Raw genomic sequence first — 17,681 nt, forward strand, 5'->3', positions numbered from 1 at the left:
AACCTGTGTCTAAAGTTAGTTGACCACTACACATTCCAAGTCGAACGAGAGGTTCTCATCACATCTAGGGCGATGTTTTTGCTTGAATCAAAATTGATGGTTATTCGAGAATAGTTGCACGGATGATAACTTTGAAATGGCCCGCCCTAGAGGATTCGAACCTCTGGCCTCGTCCTCCGGAGGGACGCACTCTATCCAGCTGAGCTAAGGGCGGTTAACAGATCTCATATAGCTTGTGTATATTTTGTGCAATATCAGTAGTTCAAGCTAAAGTTAGAGGGTACTGAGGGGCGCTATCATACGAATTCACATGATCTGAGTCTATGCAACTCGTTGATTTTTTACAAAATCTCAGCAATTGGTTTTTAGACTGGGGCATTTGTGAGTATAATCCAGCAAATTTTATTAATTGGCGCCTAAAGAGAGAGGATGACCGTGACTAAGTTGATGACTTCTATGTTGGTTTTAGCACTGAGTGCTATTGTTTCTACTGCTTCTGCTAGTACCATTGAAGAGCGTATTGCACCTGTAGGTGCGGTTTGTGTAGCGGGTACTGAATGTGCTGCGGCAGGTAAAGCGGCTGCTACGAAAAGCGGCCCTCGCTCTAGTTCAGATATATTTAATACCTACTGTACAGCTTGTCATGGTACTGGCGCTATGGGTGCACCTAAATCTGGTGATAAAGGTGTATGGAAAGACCGTCTAGCCAAAGGCTTTGATAAGACTCTTGCTAACGCGATTAATGGTATTAACTTAATGCCAGCTAAAGGTACTTGTAGCGATTGTTCTGATGAAGAAATCGGTAACGTTATCAAGTACATGAGCAAGTAATCATTCTTGCTTAATGAACCCGCTGCGGCGGGTTTTTTTGTGCCTGTAAAAATGTCCTATCAGCGACTGTGGTATAAAGGGGCAATATTAAAGGCTTATGCTGAAGAATAAGGATAAAAATATGAATAAAGCCCTCAGTAGAATCCTGTCTGTGTCTCTTATGCTGGTTTGTGGGCAGGTCGTGGCGTGGACTAATCACACCTTGGTGAGCCATGAATTGGTTTCTTCTATGCCTCATTTCAAAAACACCAAGCCTGTGAAGGCGGAGTCGTTGGTGTCGTTTTTAATGAGCAATGAACAGGCTATTGCGGATTTACTTGAAAAAGACGAAGTATGGATGTCCCAGAACCTTTGGCACTATAACCCCCGTCCACAGGCTCTTGCTTTTCAAGTGACCGGCAATAAAGAGGATGTCATACAGCGCTTCACACGAGCCACTCGTATGAATCCTAATACGCGCTTTGCTTTGTATATCCAAGGTATGCCCGGCTCCCAACAACATGGTGAAAAGTTATCACCAGCGCTGGTCAGTGTATTTAAAGATCATGGTCATTTGAATAGTGTGCCAATGCAAGCGCTTACTGCGGGGCAGCTTGTGTCGCCGATTGATGTGGTAGTAAGTGCTAACGATGAGCCGGATCACGGCCATGATATCGGTTTATTTACTGATAGCGGTACGGATTACGGCCTTGAGTACGGCTTCGGTAAACAACCTTTTGGTAATCCAAATTTGGAATACGGTACTCAAGCGCCGTTTCATATGGGTTTCTATCACGAGCCATCTATTTTGTATGCGCTGGGAGGTTTTCTAAAAGAGACTTATCCTCAGATGCGAGTGCATCAATTTAAACGATTAGCGGAACTGGCATTTGCAAGGGGCCATGACTATTGGGGATATCGCTTTATGGGCTGGGGATTGCATTATATTGGAGACTTTTCGAATCCGTATCATGCTACTCCGGTACCGGGGAATAGTGCTTTAAGTACAATTTGGTTAGGCATTTTAGGTGTTTTAGGGTTTGAGGCCCCACAAAAAGAGGCGGTGCAGTTGGTGAGTAACCGTCATACGGTGTTAGAGGATTTTCAAAACGCTGTAATGTCTCGTGCCTATACAGAACAAAACCATCAGCATGTTACGATTAAGTCCTTAATGGTTGATAAGCCTGTCATGGATTACAGTGAGCAATCTATGATTGATGTGTTTGCTAAAACATCCTATGAAAAAGCAGATCAGATAGATGAAGTTTTGGTGCAGAGCCTTCCCTTCGATTATGTTCAAAACCCTAATGTGGAATATTCTGAGTTAGGTGCATTACCGACCATTGAGCAAACCGTACACGATCATGCAGGCCAGCAGGGGTATAACAAGCTGGTAAGCAGTGTTAGTGATTTGTTAGGGGATTTTTCTAGTCACGGTGCTTCGTACATTAACGATATTTTAAAAGCCAAGCCCGAATGACATTAAAGAATAGGTCCTGCCTATTTCTGTGAGTTGTTTTGAAAGTCTCCCCAGCGTTGTTTTTGCATTTCATATAGCGCTGGGTCTTTCTCTTTTAATGCTTGCAGTTCACGTTGTTTTTGTTTCATGCGTTCTTCTCTGCGAGCTCTTTTCTCTGCTATTCGTTGCTCGCGACGTTCTTCATGGTTTATTTGATTCTCTGCACTTTTATCGGTGGAGTGTTTGACCTTTTCTTTCAAATGATGAAATCGAGTGGCATACGCAGGTATCGCTTTCTTGTTCATAGTTCCTTTTTTGTCATTAACGGCTTCTGTTACTGGGTCCACTGCCACAATCATCTTATTGGATTGAAATTGCCCTTTTGGCAATACCGCTAATGAGGTTAAAACATCTTCATTCCGTTTGTTTTTTTTGTATTTGGTTAAGGTGGAAAATTCTTTTTCTAAGAAACGAAAAATAGCGTCTTGAGGAACCTGTTTTCCATAGAAGCTGATAGGCTTAACAATGGATGCATCAAATTGGATCTCAATGCCGCTACTTAGGCTTAGCTTTTTAAAAAAGGCAGCAGGCTGAATATTAGTAGCATCAATGGTGTAGGTGTCTTTATCACTATGATATTGAAACCAAGTATCGTTGTTTTGAGAATGGGTAACTAAGCTAAATAAGGATAAAACAAGGAATAAAATATAATGCATGAATGCAACCTAGAGAGACAAAAGAGGAAGGCTAACCTTCCCCTTCATTATGCAAACTAAAACCAATATTCGCAATTGTTGCTTAGCTAGTCTGCACCCAACACATGTATGTATTATTATCTTTTAGGTTAGTTATTCATTAGGTTTTTAAGCCCAGCCAATGCAGATTCACCGCGGGCTTGTTTTTGTTCTTGACTGACTTCACCAAATCCTTCTTTTTGGATGTCGTCTTTTGGTAACTCGTCTAAAAATCGACTAGGTGTGGGCTCAAAACTTTCGCCATAGCTTTTGCGTTTACCGGTAAGGGTAAGGGTTAAGTTTTGTTTGGCGCGAGTAATGCCCACGTACATAAGGCGACGCTCTTCATCTATGGTGTCAGCTTCTATGCTATTGCGGTGGGGGAGGATCTCTTCTTCTAGGCCCATTATCCAAACGTAGGGAAACTCCAAACCTTTTGAGGCGTGCAGTGTCATTAGCTGTACTTGATCAAGCTCGTCTTCTTGCTCTTGTTGCTCAAGCATGTCTCGTAATATGAGCTTGGCCACAGCATCTTCAATGTCCATTTCATCGCCATTTTCTTCGGCTTTATCCAGCATGCGTTCAATGTTATCAATTAAGAACCACACGTTTTTCATCCGTGCTTCAGCCATGTTTGGGGTGTTGCTGGTTTGATGCAGCCATGCTTCGTAATCTAAGTCGTGCACCATTTCTTTGATTGATTGTACAGGGTCTTCTGTGAAGCAGCGCTTAGTGGTGTTTTGTATCCAATTGCCAAAGCGTTGTAGTTTATCCAGTGCTAGCGGGCTTAAAACTTGCTCAAGCCCTAATTCTGTGGAGGCGCTCATTAAACTTAACTGGCGCTTGCCTGCGTACTCGGTGAGTTTTTCTAAGGTGGCAGGGCCAATTTGTCTGCGTGGGATATTAATAATGCGTAAGAAGGCGGAGTCGTCTGTTGGGTTCACGATGAGTTTTAAATAACTCATTATGTCCTTTACTTCGCTTTTGGCAAAAAACGATTGGCTGCCGCTGAGTTTATACGGCACCTGATATTGCTGTAATTTCATTTCCATTAAGCGTGACTGATGGTTGCCACGGAATAAAATGGCGTAGTCACGATACTTGGCGGAATGGCGTAAACGATGCTCGATGATTTCGGTGGCAATGCGTTCGGCTTCGTTGTCTTCACTTTTGCATTTTACAATGCGTATTGGGTCACCGTAGCCTTTATCCGACCAGAGTTTTTTCACAAATTCGTGGGGGTTGTTTTCGATGACTTGGTTGGCGGCATGTAAAATCAAACCCGTGGAACGGTAGTTTTGCTCGAGCATCACCACTTTTAAACTGGGAAAGTCGGTTTTTAGTAAACTCAAATTTTCAGGTTTAGCACCACGCCATGCATAGATGGATTGGTCGTCATCCCCTACCACGGTGAATTTACCGTGATGGCCCACTAGCACTTTGACTAATTCGTACTGGCTGGTGTTGGTGTCTTGATACTCATCTACTAATAAATAGCGGGTATTTCTTTGCCATTTTTCACGTACCGCTTGGTTGTTCATGAATAACAGGGTGGGGATGCGAATGAGGTCGTCAAAGTCTACGGCGTTGTAGGCTTTCAAGCTGCGGTCGTAACTGGCATAGGTTTGGGCTACTAGCATTTCTTGTGGGGTTTGTGCCATTTGAACCGCTTGCTCGGGCTCGATTAAGTCGTTCTTAAGGGCGCCTATCTGCTGTTTGATCATGTCTACCATATCGCCATCTGCATCGTGTTCACGATGCATGATGTCTTTCAATAACGATTTAGTATCACCATCATCAAAAATCGAAAACCCTGGGCGAATACCTAGGTGTTTGTGCTCTTTACGAATGATATTCAAACCAAGGTTATGGAAGGTGGAAACCGTTAGCCCGCTGGCGGCTTTGCCTTGAACCAATTTGGCCACACGCTCTTTCATCTCTTTGGCGGCTTTATTGGTAAAGGTCAGTGCTGTGATGTTGCGTGCGGGTACGCCGCATTGTTCAATCAAGTAGGCGATCTTTGTGGTAATTACGCTGGTTTTACCCGACCCAGCCCCAGCTAATACTAATAGCGGGCCATCAATGTGTAATACAGATTCTTTTTGACGGGGGTTTAAGTGATTCACAAAGTCTTCTTGGCTGATGAGCGAGGGCGCAAGATTATCAAAAATCCTATCGTTTGATTAGGTTTTTCATTAAATCGAATGGTTATAACCTAGCACCTTTAAACTGAATTTACGGCAGGGGCGAGTCTTCGCTCCATTTGACGATAGCTTAAAGCCTCTAATAAATGGGCTTTATCTATGCTGGGGCTTTGGGCTAAGTCAGCAATTGTGCGCGCCACCTTAATGATGCGGTGGTAGGCTCTGGCGCTTAACCCCAGTTTATCTAAGGCGTCTTCGAGCATTTGGCTAAGCTGCGGACTTAAATTGCACACATAGCTCATTTGTTGTTGGCTAAGCTGAGCATTTGGGCACCCTTGGCGATCCATCTGTAAGGCGCGTGCCTGTTCAACGCGGGTTTTCACGGAGGTGCTGCTTTCTGCTTGCGCGCCACTTGAAAGTAAGCCCTTGGCCAGTGCAGGCACTTCTATTTGAATATCAATACGATCTAGCAAGGGCCCAGAGACTGCACTCTGGTATTTTACGGCCTTGGCTTCTGAACAATCTCCGCAGCGTTTATTAGGTTGCTTCAAATAACCACAAGGACATGGATTCATGGCTGCAATAAGCTGGAAACTCGCTGGATAATCCACTTGTTGGGCGGCGCGACTAATGCTGATGTGTCCGGTTTCTAAAGGTTCACGTAATACATCTAATACGTGGCGGTTAAATTCAGGGATTTCATCTAAAAATAACACGCCATGATGGGCTAATGAAATCTCTCCTGGTTTTGGGTGTGTGCCACCACCCACTAGCGCCACCCCAGAAGAAGTATGGTGGGGTTGTCTAAATGGACGCGTTGTAAAGTAGGCCCGTTTTGGTTGAGTAGACACACTGTACAAGGAGGCCACTTCAAGGGCCTCTTGCTCGTTTAACGCAGGCAATATGCCGGGTAAGCAGTGCGCAAGCATGCTCTTACCAGTACCAGGAGGGCCACTCATGAGCAAATTATGGTTGCCAGCGGCGCAAATTTCTAATGCGCGTTTAGCATGGTGCTGGCCCTTAACTTGAGCCAAGTCTGGCCCATGGTATTGCTCGATGACCATGGGTTGAACATCTAAGTGCTTAAGTGGTTGGTTCTGACTGAGGTAGGCACAGACTTCTAGTAAATGATTGCTTGTCATGTGAGAGCCACGACTAAGGCTCGCTTCCTGTGCGTTATCATCGGGCAACACAAGCGTATGGTTTGCATCGGTTGCATTTAACGCGGCAGGAATAATCCCTGATACAGGCCGAATGGCCCCCGTTAAGGCCAGTTCACCAAGAAACTCGTGCTGCTTTAATGGCTCAACGGGAATTTGCTCGCTGGCGGCTAAAATGCCAAGGGCAATGGCTAAATCAAAACGCCCACCTTCTTTGGGTAAATCCGCAGGAGCTAGATTGAGAGTGATACGGCTAGACGGAAACTCAAAGCCACTGTTTAAAATGGCGCTGCGTACGCGGTCTTTGCTTTCTTTTACTGCAGCCTCAGGCAGGCCGACAATTGAGAACGCTGGTAATCCATTTGAAAGGTGGGCCTCCACATGCACCAGCGGTGCTTCTATACCGACTTTTGCCCGAGAGTACACTACCGCTAACGACATAACAGCATCCTTGCGTGATTGAGCGTTAAAAGCATACTGGTTAGTGTAAAGGGCTTTATCTAGGTGGGAATTAGAACATAGTATGAAAATGAACCACTAAACATACTTAGTGGTTATTAAGTTTGGCTTCTAATTCGCTGACTGTTTTTTCTAGGGCCTCTAATTTGGTTCGGGTTCGTAATAATACGGCTTGCTGGGCCTCGAACTCATCACGACTCACTACATCGAGTTTATTCAACTGGCGAGCCAATACCTGTTGAATGTTGTTTTTTACGTCTTGCCCTGCTTGTTCAGGCAGAAGTGCACTGATTTGAGCCGTAATTTTTTCAAGAATGTCTGCTTTCATTGGGCTGCTCCTGTTTTTCAATAAGCATATCATAAGCCTTTGATGTGATTAGGGTATTACCGAATAGGAAGATAATTAATACAGAATGCACAGGGAAGCCATATTTTATGAATTTATCTATTAGTTTTACTTGATATTAATCTGGGATACGGCATAACTTATGTCAATGATACAAGCTGGTGCCAAGCAAAGCTGTTGTGCACTAGATTGCATCATTAATGATCTTTGTAAGTATTATTGCGTCAATATAGTGCGGTTTGAATCTGTACTTTCTGGTTATATTCACCAGAAGCCCAATAAAAATGCGTATTTGGAGGTTTTGGCCTCAACTTTGCTAAAAGTGTGCATGAGTAGTTGGTTTTTGCGCTAAATATGAGCAAATTTCAAAATTTATGGCCCTAAATTAGAGTCTATGACTCACAATAAAACAAAATTTCTTAAGGAAAACTTATGAAAACTTTATCTAAAGCGGTTGCAATGGCTTCTTTATTATCTGCAGGCGTGATGGGTGCACAAGTAGCAAACGCAGAGGTTGCATTTAATGCTGCCGTTACGACTAATTATATCTGGCGTGGCCAAACCCAAACTGATAACGGTTTCGCCATTCAGGGTGGAGCTGATTATGCTGATAAATCTGGTGTATATGCAGGTGTTTGGGGTTCAAACGTAGATTTCGGTGGTGATGATAATATTGAGTATGACCTATACGCAGGTTATGGATTAGAGAAAAATGGTCTTGATTTAGACTTTGGTTTCATCGCTTATAACTATGATGATGCTGGCAACGCATCAAATGAAATTTATGCAGGTGTATCTAAAGATGCGGTTTCTGCCAAATTATCTATCGACATTGAGAATGACAATAATATGTATTTAGAGGGTGGCTATTCTATGGCTCTACCTGAAGACCTAGGTCTTGATTTGCATGCAGGTCTTGCACTTCCTGATGAAGGTGATAACGATATTGATTTGGCTGCAACAGTTGGTAAAAGCTTAGAGATGTTTGATGTTTCAGCTACTTTGTCTTACACCGGTGCTGACGTAGAAGATGACATTCTATTCGCGCTAACAGCATCAAAAGAATTCTAATTCTTTTTCAAAGCAATCAGGCTTGCCTGATTGCTTTTTTTAATCCCATAAGGAGTTTGATATGAAATTGGTTACGGCCGTTATCAAGCCATTTAAATTAGACGACGTGCGTGAAGCGTTATCTGAAATTGGCGTTCAAGGCATTACCGTGACAGAAGTGAAAGGCTTCGGTCGCCAAAAAGGTCACACTGAACTGTACCGCGGTGCAGAATACGTAGTGGATTTTCTTCCTAAAGTAAAACTAGAAATCGCCATCGACGAGTCTCTAACTGACAAAGTCATCGAAGCTGTTTCTAAAGCCGCTAACACTGGCAAAATCGGTGATGGCAAAATCTTCGTAACACCACTTGAACAAATCGTACGTATTCGTACCGGTGAAACAGGTGCTGACGCCGTTTAATATTGATCAATATTGAACAGTGCTTAGAGTTTAAATTTTTTTCAGCGTTTTTCTAAAACGTATTGAAGCTTAATGCGGGGGCATTATGGAAAACAATGTGTTTCAACTTCAGTACGCCATGGATACCTTTTACTTCTTGGTATGTGGCGCACTAGTAATGTGGATGGCGGCAGGTTTCGCCATGCTAGAAGCGGGTTTGGTTCGTTCAAAGAACACAACCGAAATATTAACTAAGAACGTAGCGCTATTCGCTATTTCTTGCACCATGTACCTAGTATGTGGTTACGCCATCATGTATGACGGCGGATTCTTCCTTTCAGGTATCACTGAAGTGGATACAGCTGCGGTACTGGCTGACTACGCAGCTCGTGAAGACGGCTTCGAAGGCGGTTCAATCTACTCAGGTGCTTCTGACTTCTTCTTCCAAGTAGTATTCGTAGCCACGGCCATGTCTATCGTATCTGGTGCGGTTGCTGAGCGTATGAAGCTTTGGGCTTTCCTTGCTTTCGCAGTAGTGATGACGGGTGTTATCTACCCAATGGAAGGTGCTTGGACTTGGGGTGGTGCGTCTGTATTTGGCATGTACTCTCTAGGTGACCTTGGATTCTCTGACTTTGCTGGTTCTGGTATCGTACACATGGCCGGTGCAGCAGCTGCCCTTGCTGGTGTTCTACTATTAGGCCCACGTAAAGGTAAATACGGTGCTAACGGTCAAGTTAACGCAATCCCAGGTGCTAACCTACCTCTAGCAACGCTAGGTATGTTCATCCTTTGGATGGGTTGGTTCGGCTTTAACGGTGGTTCTGTACTGAAGCTTGGCGATATCGCTAACGCCAACGCCGTTGCGGTTGTATTCACGAATACCAACGCTGCTGCGGCAGGTGGTTTAATTGCGGCTCTTATCCTAGCGCGTATCTTGTTCAAGAAAGCGGATCTAACCATGGCCCTTAACGGTGCTCTTGCTGGTTTAGTTGCGATTACTGCAGAACCTTCAACACCTACACCATTTGAAGCTACCATTATTGGTGCTATCGGTGGTCTGATTGTTGTGTTCTCTATCCTGACTCTAGACAAGCTAAAAATCGACGATCCAGTGGGCGCGATCTCTGTTCACGGTGTTGTGGGTATCTTTGGTCTACTTGTTGTACCGTTCACAAACGATGGCGCCACTATCGGCGGTCAAATCGCTGGTGGCCTAACGATCTTTGTTTGGGTATTTGTAGCGAGCTTCATCGCATGGGGCATCATTAAAGCAGTGATGGGTCTACGCGTAACTGAAGAAGAAGAGTACGAAGGCTCTGACCTCGCCGAGTGTGGTATGGAAGCGTACCCAGAGTTTACCAACAATGGTTAATTAACGTTTAAGTTAACCTTGAAACCCCAGTGGCGAAAGCTCTGGGGTTTTTTATTGCCTGTGGTATTTAGTAATAGTTAAGAGGAGGTAATTCCGAAGGCTTGCCAGTAGAAATTGATATGTCGGTAGATATGGCAAGCCCTGCTAGAAATGTGCGTTTTTTTAGAAGTGACTCATAGGAATGCATGTGTACCCTTCTTTTTGTTTTTAGGCGCTTCAAACTAGAACATTACCTGAAAAAAACAACTAAATTGCGCAAGCCCTGTGCGTTTGGTGAAATTTCTACTGCAAATGCTCTATTTCCTTATACCCATTTTCGCCCTTTGATGAAGCCGTGTTTTATTGTATTGGTTTTTTATGGTGCGATTTTCATTGATGCTCTAATGATTTAACCGCTAAAACACAGGATAAACTTGATTGGCATAGCCATTGCAATTATGAATTCGACAAATCAATAACATCTAATAGGAAAATAAAAATGTTACGTAAACTGTCTAAAGTTGCAGGTGTTGCAGCACTATCTTTGGGAGCATGTATTGCCCAAGCAAGCGATACAATTAAAGTGGGTGTATTGCATTCACTTTCAGGCACCATGGCGATTTCCGAAACCACATTAAAAGACACTGTTTTAATGATGGTTGAAGATCAAAACAAAAAAGGCGGGCTATTAGGCAAAAAGCTAGAAGCAGTTGTCGTTGACCCTGCGTCTAACTGGCCTTTATTTGCTGAAAAAACCCGTGAGCTAATTTCAAAAGAAGACGTTGATGTTATTTTTGGTTGCTGGACTTCGGTATCACGTAAATCAGTATTACCTGTTATTGAAGAGTTGAACGGTTTGCTTTTCTACCCTGTGCAGTACGAAGGCGAAGAATCATCTAAAAACGTTTTCTATACCGGTGCGGCGCCAAACCAACAAGCAATTCCTGCGGTTGATTATTTAATGGATCAAGGTGTTAAACGTTGGGTGCTAGCTGGTACTGACTATGTTTACCCACGTACAACCAACAAAATTCTTGAAAGCTATCTAAAAGGTAAAGGTGTTGCCGAAAAAGACATCATGATCAACTACACGCCATTTGGTCACAGTGATTGGCAGACAATTGTTTCTGATATCAAAAAATTCGGCTCTAAAGGTCAAAAAGCTGCGGTAGTTTCAACCATTAATGGTGATGCAAACGTACCTTTTTATAAGGAGCTAGCTAACCAAGGTGTGAGTGCTGAAGACATTCCAGTGGTTGCGTTCTCAGTAGGTGAAGAAGAACTATCTGGTTTTGATACTAAGCCGCTTGTTGGTCACCTAGCTGCTTGGAACTATTTCATGAGTGCTGAAAGCGAAGCTAATGATGAGTTCATTGAAAAATGGCATGCATTTACTAAAAACGAAGAACGCGTAACTAACGATCCAATGGAAGCCACTTATATTGGCTTTAAAATGTGGGCCGCCGCTGTTGAAAAAGCCGGTAGCGTAGATGTGGATAAAGTACGTAGCAATATGTACGGTTTAGAAGTTGCGAACTTAACAGGTGGTACTGCGGTTATGAATACCAATCATCACCTATCTAAGCCTGTATTAATTGGCGAAATCCAAGAAGACGGTCAGTTCGATATCGTATGGAAAACCGACGGCGAAGTGAAAGGCGATGCATGGACAGATTTCCTACCTGAAAGTGCTAACCTAGTCTCAGACTGGAAAGGCCTAAGTTGTGGTAACTACAACACTACAACTAAAGTATGCGCCGGCTCTGAAGTTGCTGCTGAATAATAATTATAAATGCGCCCACTGATAAGTGGGCGTTTTCTGTTTTACAACCTTGTCATCTTTTATTTTGTGTTAGCTGACAATGGGTGCTCAAGAAACGTTTAAGGTGGCCCCATGAATTTATTAAAAGCATTACTTGTGTGCACAATTGCACTGGGTAGTGTGATGAGTGCAAACGCTAGTACAGGCGAATGCCAATCCCATCTCGCATCAATCGAGCAATCCAACGATTTACAATCATCTAAAAAATTAACGTTTGAACAGCTAGTATGTAAACTTGTTGACGCTAATTATGATGAAAAATCAGATCTTATTGAATCCCTAGCAAATAGCCAGCATGATCAATCACTGTCGATTATTAAATCATTACAAAGTGCAGATTTATTTTATGTAAAGAAAACTGGTGATGTGGTTTTCAAAAAAAAGTTAGAAAATGGTAGGTATCAAGCTAACTCTGTATTTACCAATGAAATATTAGGTGAATTTAAAAAGCGTAAACTTAAAAAAGTAGGCATTAACAATAATCTACGCCGAACCATTAATGGCGTGATTGCAGAATTACAAATCAGCTCATCAGATGTCAAGCAACGCGAAGCGGCTGCTCTTGAGCTATTAAAAGCAGCAGAGATTTCTGCGCTTCCCTTATTAGAAAAAGCCATCACAAAAGAACAAGACGAATACGTTGGTGAAATATTAGCAACCGCACGGGCGTTAGTGTTACTGCAAAGCGATGATTCTTTGGCTCGCATTGATGCAATTAAGTATTTAAAAGGATCTTTATACGTAGAAACTCGTAATGGGTTAAATGCTTTTTTAAATCGCGCAAAGCAGGCAGGGAATACTTATAATAAATCTGAGATTGCTGAGGCAGAAAAATCTTTAGAGGCAATAAATGAACTGGTTAGATTAAACGGACTACTGGAAAACGTTTATTTTGGTGTGGCACTAGGAGCCGTATTGTTATTAGCGGCTATTGGTTTGGCCATTACCTTTGGTGTGATGGGTGTGATTAACATGGCCCACGGCGAAATGATTATGCTAGGGGCGTACACCACGTTTGTTATTCAGCAGTTAATGCCTGATAACATTGGAATGTCATTAGTTGTGGCGGTGCCAGCTGCGTTTTTAGTGTCTGGCTTAGTGGGGGTGTTAATTGAGCGCAGCGTGATTCGCCATTTATATGGCCGACCACTTGAAACCTTGCTAGCCACTTTTGGTATCAGTTTGATTTTACAACAAGCCGTGCGCTCGATTTTTGGGCCGTTAAACCAAGACGTGCAAACACCAGAATGGATGGCCGGTACGTTTACGGTTAATGCAGGTTTAGAGCTGACCTTTAACCGTTTGTATATCATTATTTTCTCGTTATTAGTGTTGGCTGCACTCGCAGTGGTCCTAAAGAAAACCCTATTTGGTTTGCAAATGCGAGCGGTGACAATGAATCGCCCAATGGCCAGCTCCATGGGTATTAAAACCGGTTGGGTGGATGCACTGACCTTTGGTTTAGGTTCAGGTATTGCAGGTATTGCAGGGGTGGCATTAAGTCAGTTAACCAATGTTGGGCCGAATCTTGGTCAGCAATACATTATCGACAGCTTTATGGTGGTGGTGTTTGGTGGCGTGGGCAACCTATGGGGAACCTTAGTGGGGGCAATGTCGCTGGGTGTGGCTAATAAAATTTTCGAGCCAATGGCTGGTGCTGTGCTTGCAAAAATTATCGTATTGGTTGCCATTATACTATTTATTCAAAAACGTCCTCGTGGCTTATTCGCCTTAAAAGGCCGCTCGGTGGAGGATTAACTCATGAATACAATTCAAACAAATGCACAACCTAAACTAGGGCCTTTAGCTACCTTACTTGTGGGTGATAAAGGCGGACAAAGATTAATTGCGGCGTTAATTGCTATTGCGGTTATCTTTCCGTTTTGTAATTTAGTGTTTCCTGAAGATTCGATATTCCATATTTCTACTTACACCTTAACCTTAACCGGAAAGTACCTGTGCTTTGCTTTATTAGCATTAGCAGTGGATTTAATCTGGGGCTATTGCGGTATTTTAAGTTTAGGTCATGGTGCATTTTTCGCGTTAGGCGGTTATGCCATGGGCATGTACCTCATGCGTCAAATAGGCGATAGAGGTGTATACGGTAATCCTGAGTTGCCTGACTTCATGGTATTTTTGAACTGGAGCGAGTTGCCTTGGTATTGGTTTGGCTTTGATCAGTTTTGGTTTGCCATGTTAATGGTATTGCTAGTTCCGGGTACATTAGCCTTTGTGTTTGGTTGGTTGGCGTTCCGCTCTCGTGTGACGGGGGTTTATCTTTCTATTATTACTCAAGCACTAACCTACGCACTTATGCTGGCGTTTTTCAGAAACGATATGGGGTTTGGTGGTAATAATGGCTTAACCGACTTTAAGGATATATTAGGGTTTGATTTGCAAAGCAGCGGCACGCGTAACGTGTTGTTTATAGCATCGGCGCTGGCGTTGGTGTTGGGTTATTTGATCAGCCGTTTTATTACACGCTCTAAGCTTGGCCGCGTACTGGTGAGTATTCGAGATGCAGAAAGCCGTACACGCTTTTTAGGATATCGCGTTGAACACTATAAACTGTTTGTTTTTGTGGTATCCGCCATGCTGGCAGGTATTGCAGGTGCGTTATATGTGCCGCAAGTGGGGATCATTAACCCCGGTGAGTTTACGCCTATTAATTCCATTGAAATTATTATTTGGGTTGCAGTCGGAGGCCGAGGCAGTTTGTTTGGTGCTGTAATTGGTGCAGTGGCAGTGAATTACGCGAAAACATACTTTACTGGCGCGTTTGCCGAATTGTGGTTGTTCATGTTGGGCGGCTTATTTGTTATATCCACGTTGTATTTACCAAAAGGCATTGTGGGGTTAGTTAAGCAAATCCAAGAAGGTGACGGCAAGGCAGCACAGTGGTTGTCACTACTTACCAACAAATTTACACGTAAGGGGGCGTAACCATGAGTGATTTACGACCTAAGCACATCGAACAAGAATATAGCTTATATATGGACGGTGTCAGTGTCAGCTTTGATGGTTTTAAAGCGCTTAATAACTTATCGCTTTATATTAAGCCCGGTGAAATGCGTGCCATCATTGGCCCTAATGGTGCTGGTAAAACTACCATGATGGATGTGATAACAGGCAAAACCAAACCTGATACGGGCACTGTTTTATTTAATAACTCAGTTAATTTGATTGAACACGATGAAGCCTCTGTTGCTAACATTGGTGTTGGACGCAAGTTTCAAAAACCCAGCGTAATTGAAAGCTTAACGGTATTTGAAAACTTAGAACTTGCGCAAAAAGGCGGCCGAGGTATTTGGCAAGCATTGCTGCATAGCCTAAGCAATGAGCGTGCTGCCAAAATTGATGAAACGTTAGAGTTAATCGCCTTAAGTGATAAAAAGTATGAAATGGCGGCGAATTTATCCCATGGCCAAAAACAGTGGTTAGAAATTGGCATGCTTATTTCGCAAGAGCCAGAGTTATTGCTAATAGATGAACCTGCTGCAGGCATGACAGATGAAGAAACCATGAAAACCGCTGAGTTATTTAAAAAGCTAGCCAAAAAGCATTCGTTGGTTGTTGTTGAGCACGATATGGATTTCATCGCCGCGTTAGACTGTAAAGTGACGGTACTCCATGAAGGAAGTGTGTTGGCAGAAGGCTCATTAGAAAGCGTTCAGAATAACCAAGAAGTAATAGAAGTATATTTGGGCAGGTAACTACTTGAGTTGCTAAGGCGGTGTTATCAAAAAGATTTTGCCTTAGCGGCCTCAGTCACGTCCCCTATGAATAATGAAAGAATATTAAAAGGAGGGCATGGGATATATAAGTAAACATTTTTAATGAAATCGCTTATAAACCATGAACACTATGCTCGAAGTTAAAAATTTAGATGTCTCATACGGCGCTAGCCAAGCCCTTTATGATGTTTCAGTGAATGCAGAAATTGGCAAGGTGACCTGTGTGTTGGGCCGTAACGGTGTGGGTAAAACCACATTGATGAAAGCGCTTTCTGGGCATTTAACCCCTAAATCCGGTGATGTGGTTTGGTTGGGAGATTCTATTGTCAGCCAAGCACCATTTGATCGGGCGAAAAACGGGATTGCTTATGTGCCACAAGGCCGCGATATTTTTTCCCAATTGACCGTGGAAGAAAACTTAAAAACAGCGTTTTCTAGTTTACCTAAAAAGCTCAGATACATAGACGAAGAAGTATTTGAACTGTTTCCTGTATTGAAAAAAATGCTGCATCGTCGCGGAGGCGATTTAAGTGGTGGCCAGCAGCAACAATTGGCCATCGCCCGTGCTTTATTGCTGCGTCCAAAAATGCTGATACTGGATGAACCCACTGAAGGCATCCAACCCTCTATTATTAAAGATATTCAAAAAGTCATCGAACTCTTGCGTGAGCGTGGCACTATGGCCATAGTACTGGTTGAACAGTACCTTGATTTTGCCACCGCCCTTGCGGATGAATATATTATTCTTGAGCGCGGTCGCGTTGTGTCATCAGGTGATCAGCAGCAACTCAAAACATCAGATGATGTTCAGCGTTTGCTAGCAATTTAAGCGTTAAATCGGTTTATTATGAATATGTTAACCACGCCACCCATGGCAGGTGCGCCTGATAGTGTAGATAAACACTGGCGCGCATTGTTTAGTGGAGCGTTTTTCTCAAGACAATTACCCAATGGTCAACGCCATACTTGCATGGGTAAAACCATGCACTATGGTCCATTGCGGGTTCAGCGCCCGTTCTATCCAGAGGGAAATGATCTACTGCACCTTTACCTATTGCACCCACCGGGTGGGTTAGTAGGTGGAGATGAATTATCGATTAATGTAAAGACAAGCGAAGGGGCAAAGGTTTTAGTGACAACCCCTTCTGCGGGCAAGTTGTATCGCAATGAAACCCAGATGCAACAGGGTCAGCATGTGCACATTATTATTGAACCCGATAGTGCCGTAGAGTACTTACCTCAAGAAAATATTATATTTAATGGTGCAAAAGGTACGTTAAATACTCTAGTTGAGCTAAAAGGTGATGGTCTTTTTATTGGTTGGGAAATAACATGCTTAGGTAGGCCAGAAGGCGAAGCATTGTTTAATGAAGGCTGTGTGAAACAAAGTTTAATGATTAAACAAGATGGCAAACCCTTATTTACCGATAGGCTTATTCTTAATGCAAATGATGGCATGATGGCAAGCCAAGTGGGTTTGCAAGGCAAAACAACCTTTGGCACCTTTGTGATTAATCGAAATATCGACAGCCAGACGTTAGAAAAACTGGTTGAGTTGCAAGGTACATTAAACGCTCAATCAAAACAGGCGTATGTGGCCGCAACACAAAAGCCCGGTGTGTTAATTATTCGAGGCTTAGGCGAACGTGCTGAACCCATCCGAATTATGTTTGAAAAAATTTGGCAGCTCTTACGACCTTGTGTACACGGCCGTGAAATGTGCGTACCTAGAATTTGGAATACATAACGAAAAGCCAATAGGCAAACGTTAGGAGATTTATATGGAACTCTCTCCTCGTGAGAAAGATAAACTGCTGTTATTTGTAGCAGGTGAAGTGGCGCAAAAGCGTAAAGACCGAGGCGTCAAACTGAATTACCCAGAAGCCATTGCATTAATTAGCTGTTTTATTATGGAAGGGGCGCGAGATGGTTTGACCGTGGCCCAGTTAATGAATGACGGACGTCAGGTATTAAGCCGCGACGATGTCATGGATGGCATTGCGGAAATGGTGCATGAGGTGCAGGTTGAGGCGACGTTTCCGGATGGGACTAAGTTGGTTACTGTCCATAACCCCATCGCATAGGATAAGAGCTACTTGCGTTGTGGATGCGGCGTTGGCTAAATTTTTTCTCTCGTTACATAGGCAAGCTATGCGCCTCGTGAAAAAATTGATTCGCCTTGTCTCCACTACCTCAGTAACGCTCTTAG

At 43.2% G+C, this 17,681-nt stretch carries 16 protein-coding genes and 1 tRNA gene; 12 read left to right on the forward strand and 5 right to left on the reverse strand.

Annotation, left to right across the window (positions count from 1 at the left end; all coding sequences use genetic code 11):
- Nucleotides 1-137: 137 nt before the first annotated feature.
- Nucleotides 138-214, reverse strand: a tRNA-Arg gene (locus tag ABWV45_RS11030).
- A gap of 215 nt (nt 215-429) precedes the next feature.
- Here ABWV45_RS11030 and ABWV45_RS11035 point away from each other — a divergent pair.
- Nucleotides 430-831 carry a c-type cytochrome gene (locus ABWV45_RS11035; protein ID WP_353351601.1) on the forward strand — a complete coding sequence of 134 codons (402 nt, stop codon included), beginning with the start codon at nt 430-432 and terminating at the stop codon, nt 829-831.
- Between the two features lie 121 nt (nt 832-952).
- Nucleotides 953-2,290, forward strand: a complete 1,338-nt coding sequence (locus tag ABWV45_RS11040) for a hypothetical protein (RefSeq protein ID WP_353351603.1) — start codon at nt 953-955, stop codon at nt 2,288-2,290.
- A gap of 20 nt (nt 2,291-2,310) precedes the next feature.
- Here ABWV45_RS11040 and ABWV45_RS11045 read toward each other — a convergent pair whose 3' ends face one another.
- From ABWV45_RS11045 to ABWV45_RS11060, 4 genes are all read right to left on the reverse strand, one after another.
- Nucleotides 2,311-2,985: a hypothetical protein gene (locus ABWV45_RS11045; RefSeq protein WP_353351605.1), complete on the reverse strand. Its 675-nt coding sequence runs from the start codon at nt 2,983-2,985 to the stop codon at nt 2,311-2,313.
- 128 nt (nt 2,986-3,113) lie between these two features.
- Nucleotides 3,114-5,129 carry a DNA helicase Rep gene (gene rep, locus ABWV45_RS11050; protein WP_353351607.1) on the reverse strand — a complete coding sequence of 672 codons (2,016 nt, stop codon included), beginning with the start codon at nt 5,127-5,129 and terminating at the stop codon, nt 3,114-3,116.
- 98 nt (nt 5,130-5,227) lie between these two features.
- Nucleotides 5,228-6,838: a YifB family Mg chelatase-like AAA ATPase gene (locus ABWV45_RS11055; RefSeq protein WP_353351947.1), complete on the reverse strand. Its 1,611-nt coding sequence runs from the start codon at nt 6,836-6,838 to the stop codon at nt 5,228-5,230.
- A 16-nt stretch (nt 6,839-6,854) separates the two neighbouring features.
- Nucleotides 6,855-7,094 (reverse strand): accessory factor UbiK family protein, encoded by a 240-nt coding sequence (locus ABWV45_RS11060; RefSeq protein ID WP_353351609.1) that lies wholly within the window; start codon nt 7,092-7,094, stop codon nt 6,855-6,857.
- A 450-nt stretch (nt 7,095-7,544) separates the two neighbouring features.
- Here ABWV45_RS11060 and ABWV45_RS11065 point away from each other — a divergent pair, with 450 nt between their 5' ends.
- The 10 genes from ABWV45_RS11065 (at nt 7,545) to ureA (ending at nt 17,556) form a co-directional block, all read left to right on the forward strand.
- Nucleotides 7,545-8,183 carry a TorF family putative porin gene (locus tag ABWV45_RS11065; protein WP_353351610.1) on the forward strand — a complete coding sequence of 213 codons (639 nt, stop codon included), beginning with the start codon at nt 7,545-7,547 and terminating at the stop codon, nt 8,181-8,183.
- A 61-nt stretch (nt 8,184-8,244) separates the two neighbouring features.
- Nucleotides 8,245-8,583, forward strand: coding sequence for a P-II family nitrogen regulator (gene glnK, locus ABWV45_RS11070; protein ID WP_353351612.1), 339 nt, complete (start codon nt 8,245-8,247; stop codon nt 8,581-8,583).
- Nucleotides 8,584-8,668: 85 nt separating this feature from the next.
- Nucleotides 8,669-9,937, forward strand: a complete 1,269-nt coding sequence (locus ABWV45_RS11075) for an ammonium transporter AmtB (protein ID WP_353351614.1) — start codon at nt 8,669-8,671, stop codon at nt 9,935-9,937.
- Nucleotides 9,938-10,415: 478 nt separating this feature from the next.
- Nucleotides 10,416-11,699 carry an urea ABC transporter substrate-binding protein gene (gene urtA / locus ABWV45_RS11080; protein WP_353351615.1) on the forward strand — a complete coding sequence of 428 codons (1,284 nt, stop codon included), beginning with the start codon at nt 10,416-10,418 and terminating at the stop codon, nt 11,697-11,699.
- 111 nt (nt 11,700-11,810) lie between these two features.
- Nucleotides 11,811-13,496, forward strand: a complete 1,686-nt coding sequence (gene urtB / locus ABWV45_RS11085; protein WP_353351617.1) for an urea ABC transporter permease subunit UrtB — start codon at nt 11,811-11,813, stop codon at nt 13,494-13,496.
- Nucleotides 13,497-13,499: 3 nt separating this feature from the next.
- On the forward strand, nt 13,500-14,681 hold the full coding sequence (gene urtC, locus ABWV45_RS11090) for an urea ABC transporter permease subunit UrtC (protein WP_353351619.1): 1,182 nt from the start codon (nt 13,500-13,502) through the stop codon (nt 14,679-14,681).
- Between the two features lie 2 nt (nt 14,682-14,683).
- The gene (gene urtD, locus ABWV45_RS11095; protein ID WP_353351621.1) at nt 14,684-15,451 is read left to right on the forward strand and encodes an urea ABC transporter ATP-binding protein UrtD; all 768 of its coding nucleotides are present in this window, start codon (nt 14,684-14,686) and stop codon (nt 15,449-15,451) included.
- Nucleotides 15,452-15,602: 151 nt separating this feature from the next.
- Complete coding sequence (gene urtE, locus ABWV45_RS11100) at nt 15,603-16,301, forward strand: urea ABC transporter ATP-binding subunit UrtE (protein ID WP_353351948.1); 699 nt, start codon at nt 15,603-15,605, stop codon at nt 16,299-16,301.
- An 18-nt stretch (nt 16,302-16,319) separates the two neighbouring features.
- Nucleotides 16,320-17,219 carry an urease accessory protein UreD gene (locus ABWV45_RS11105; RefSeq protein ID WP_353351623.1) on the forward strand — a complete coding sequence of 300 codons (900 nt, stop codon included), beginning with the start codon at nt 16,320-16,322 and terminating at the stop codon, nt 17,217-17,219.
- A gap of 34 nt (nt 17,220-17,253) precedes the next feature.
- Entirely contained in the window at nt 17,254-17,556 is a 303-nt protein-coding gene (gene ureA / locus ABWV45_RS11110; protein WP_353351625.1) for an urease subunit gamma, read from the forward strand.
- Nucleotides 17,557-17,681 lie beyond the last annotated feature (125 nt).

The sequence above is a fragment of the Oceaniserpentilla sp. 4NH20-0058 genome, assembly GCF_040371755.1.
In the GTDB taxonomy this organism is placed as follows: domain Bacteria; phylum Pseudomonadota; class Gammaproteobacteria; order Pseudomonadales; family Oceanobacteraceae; genus Bermanella.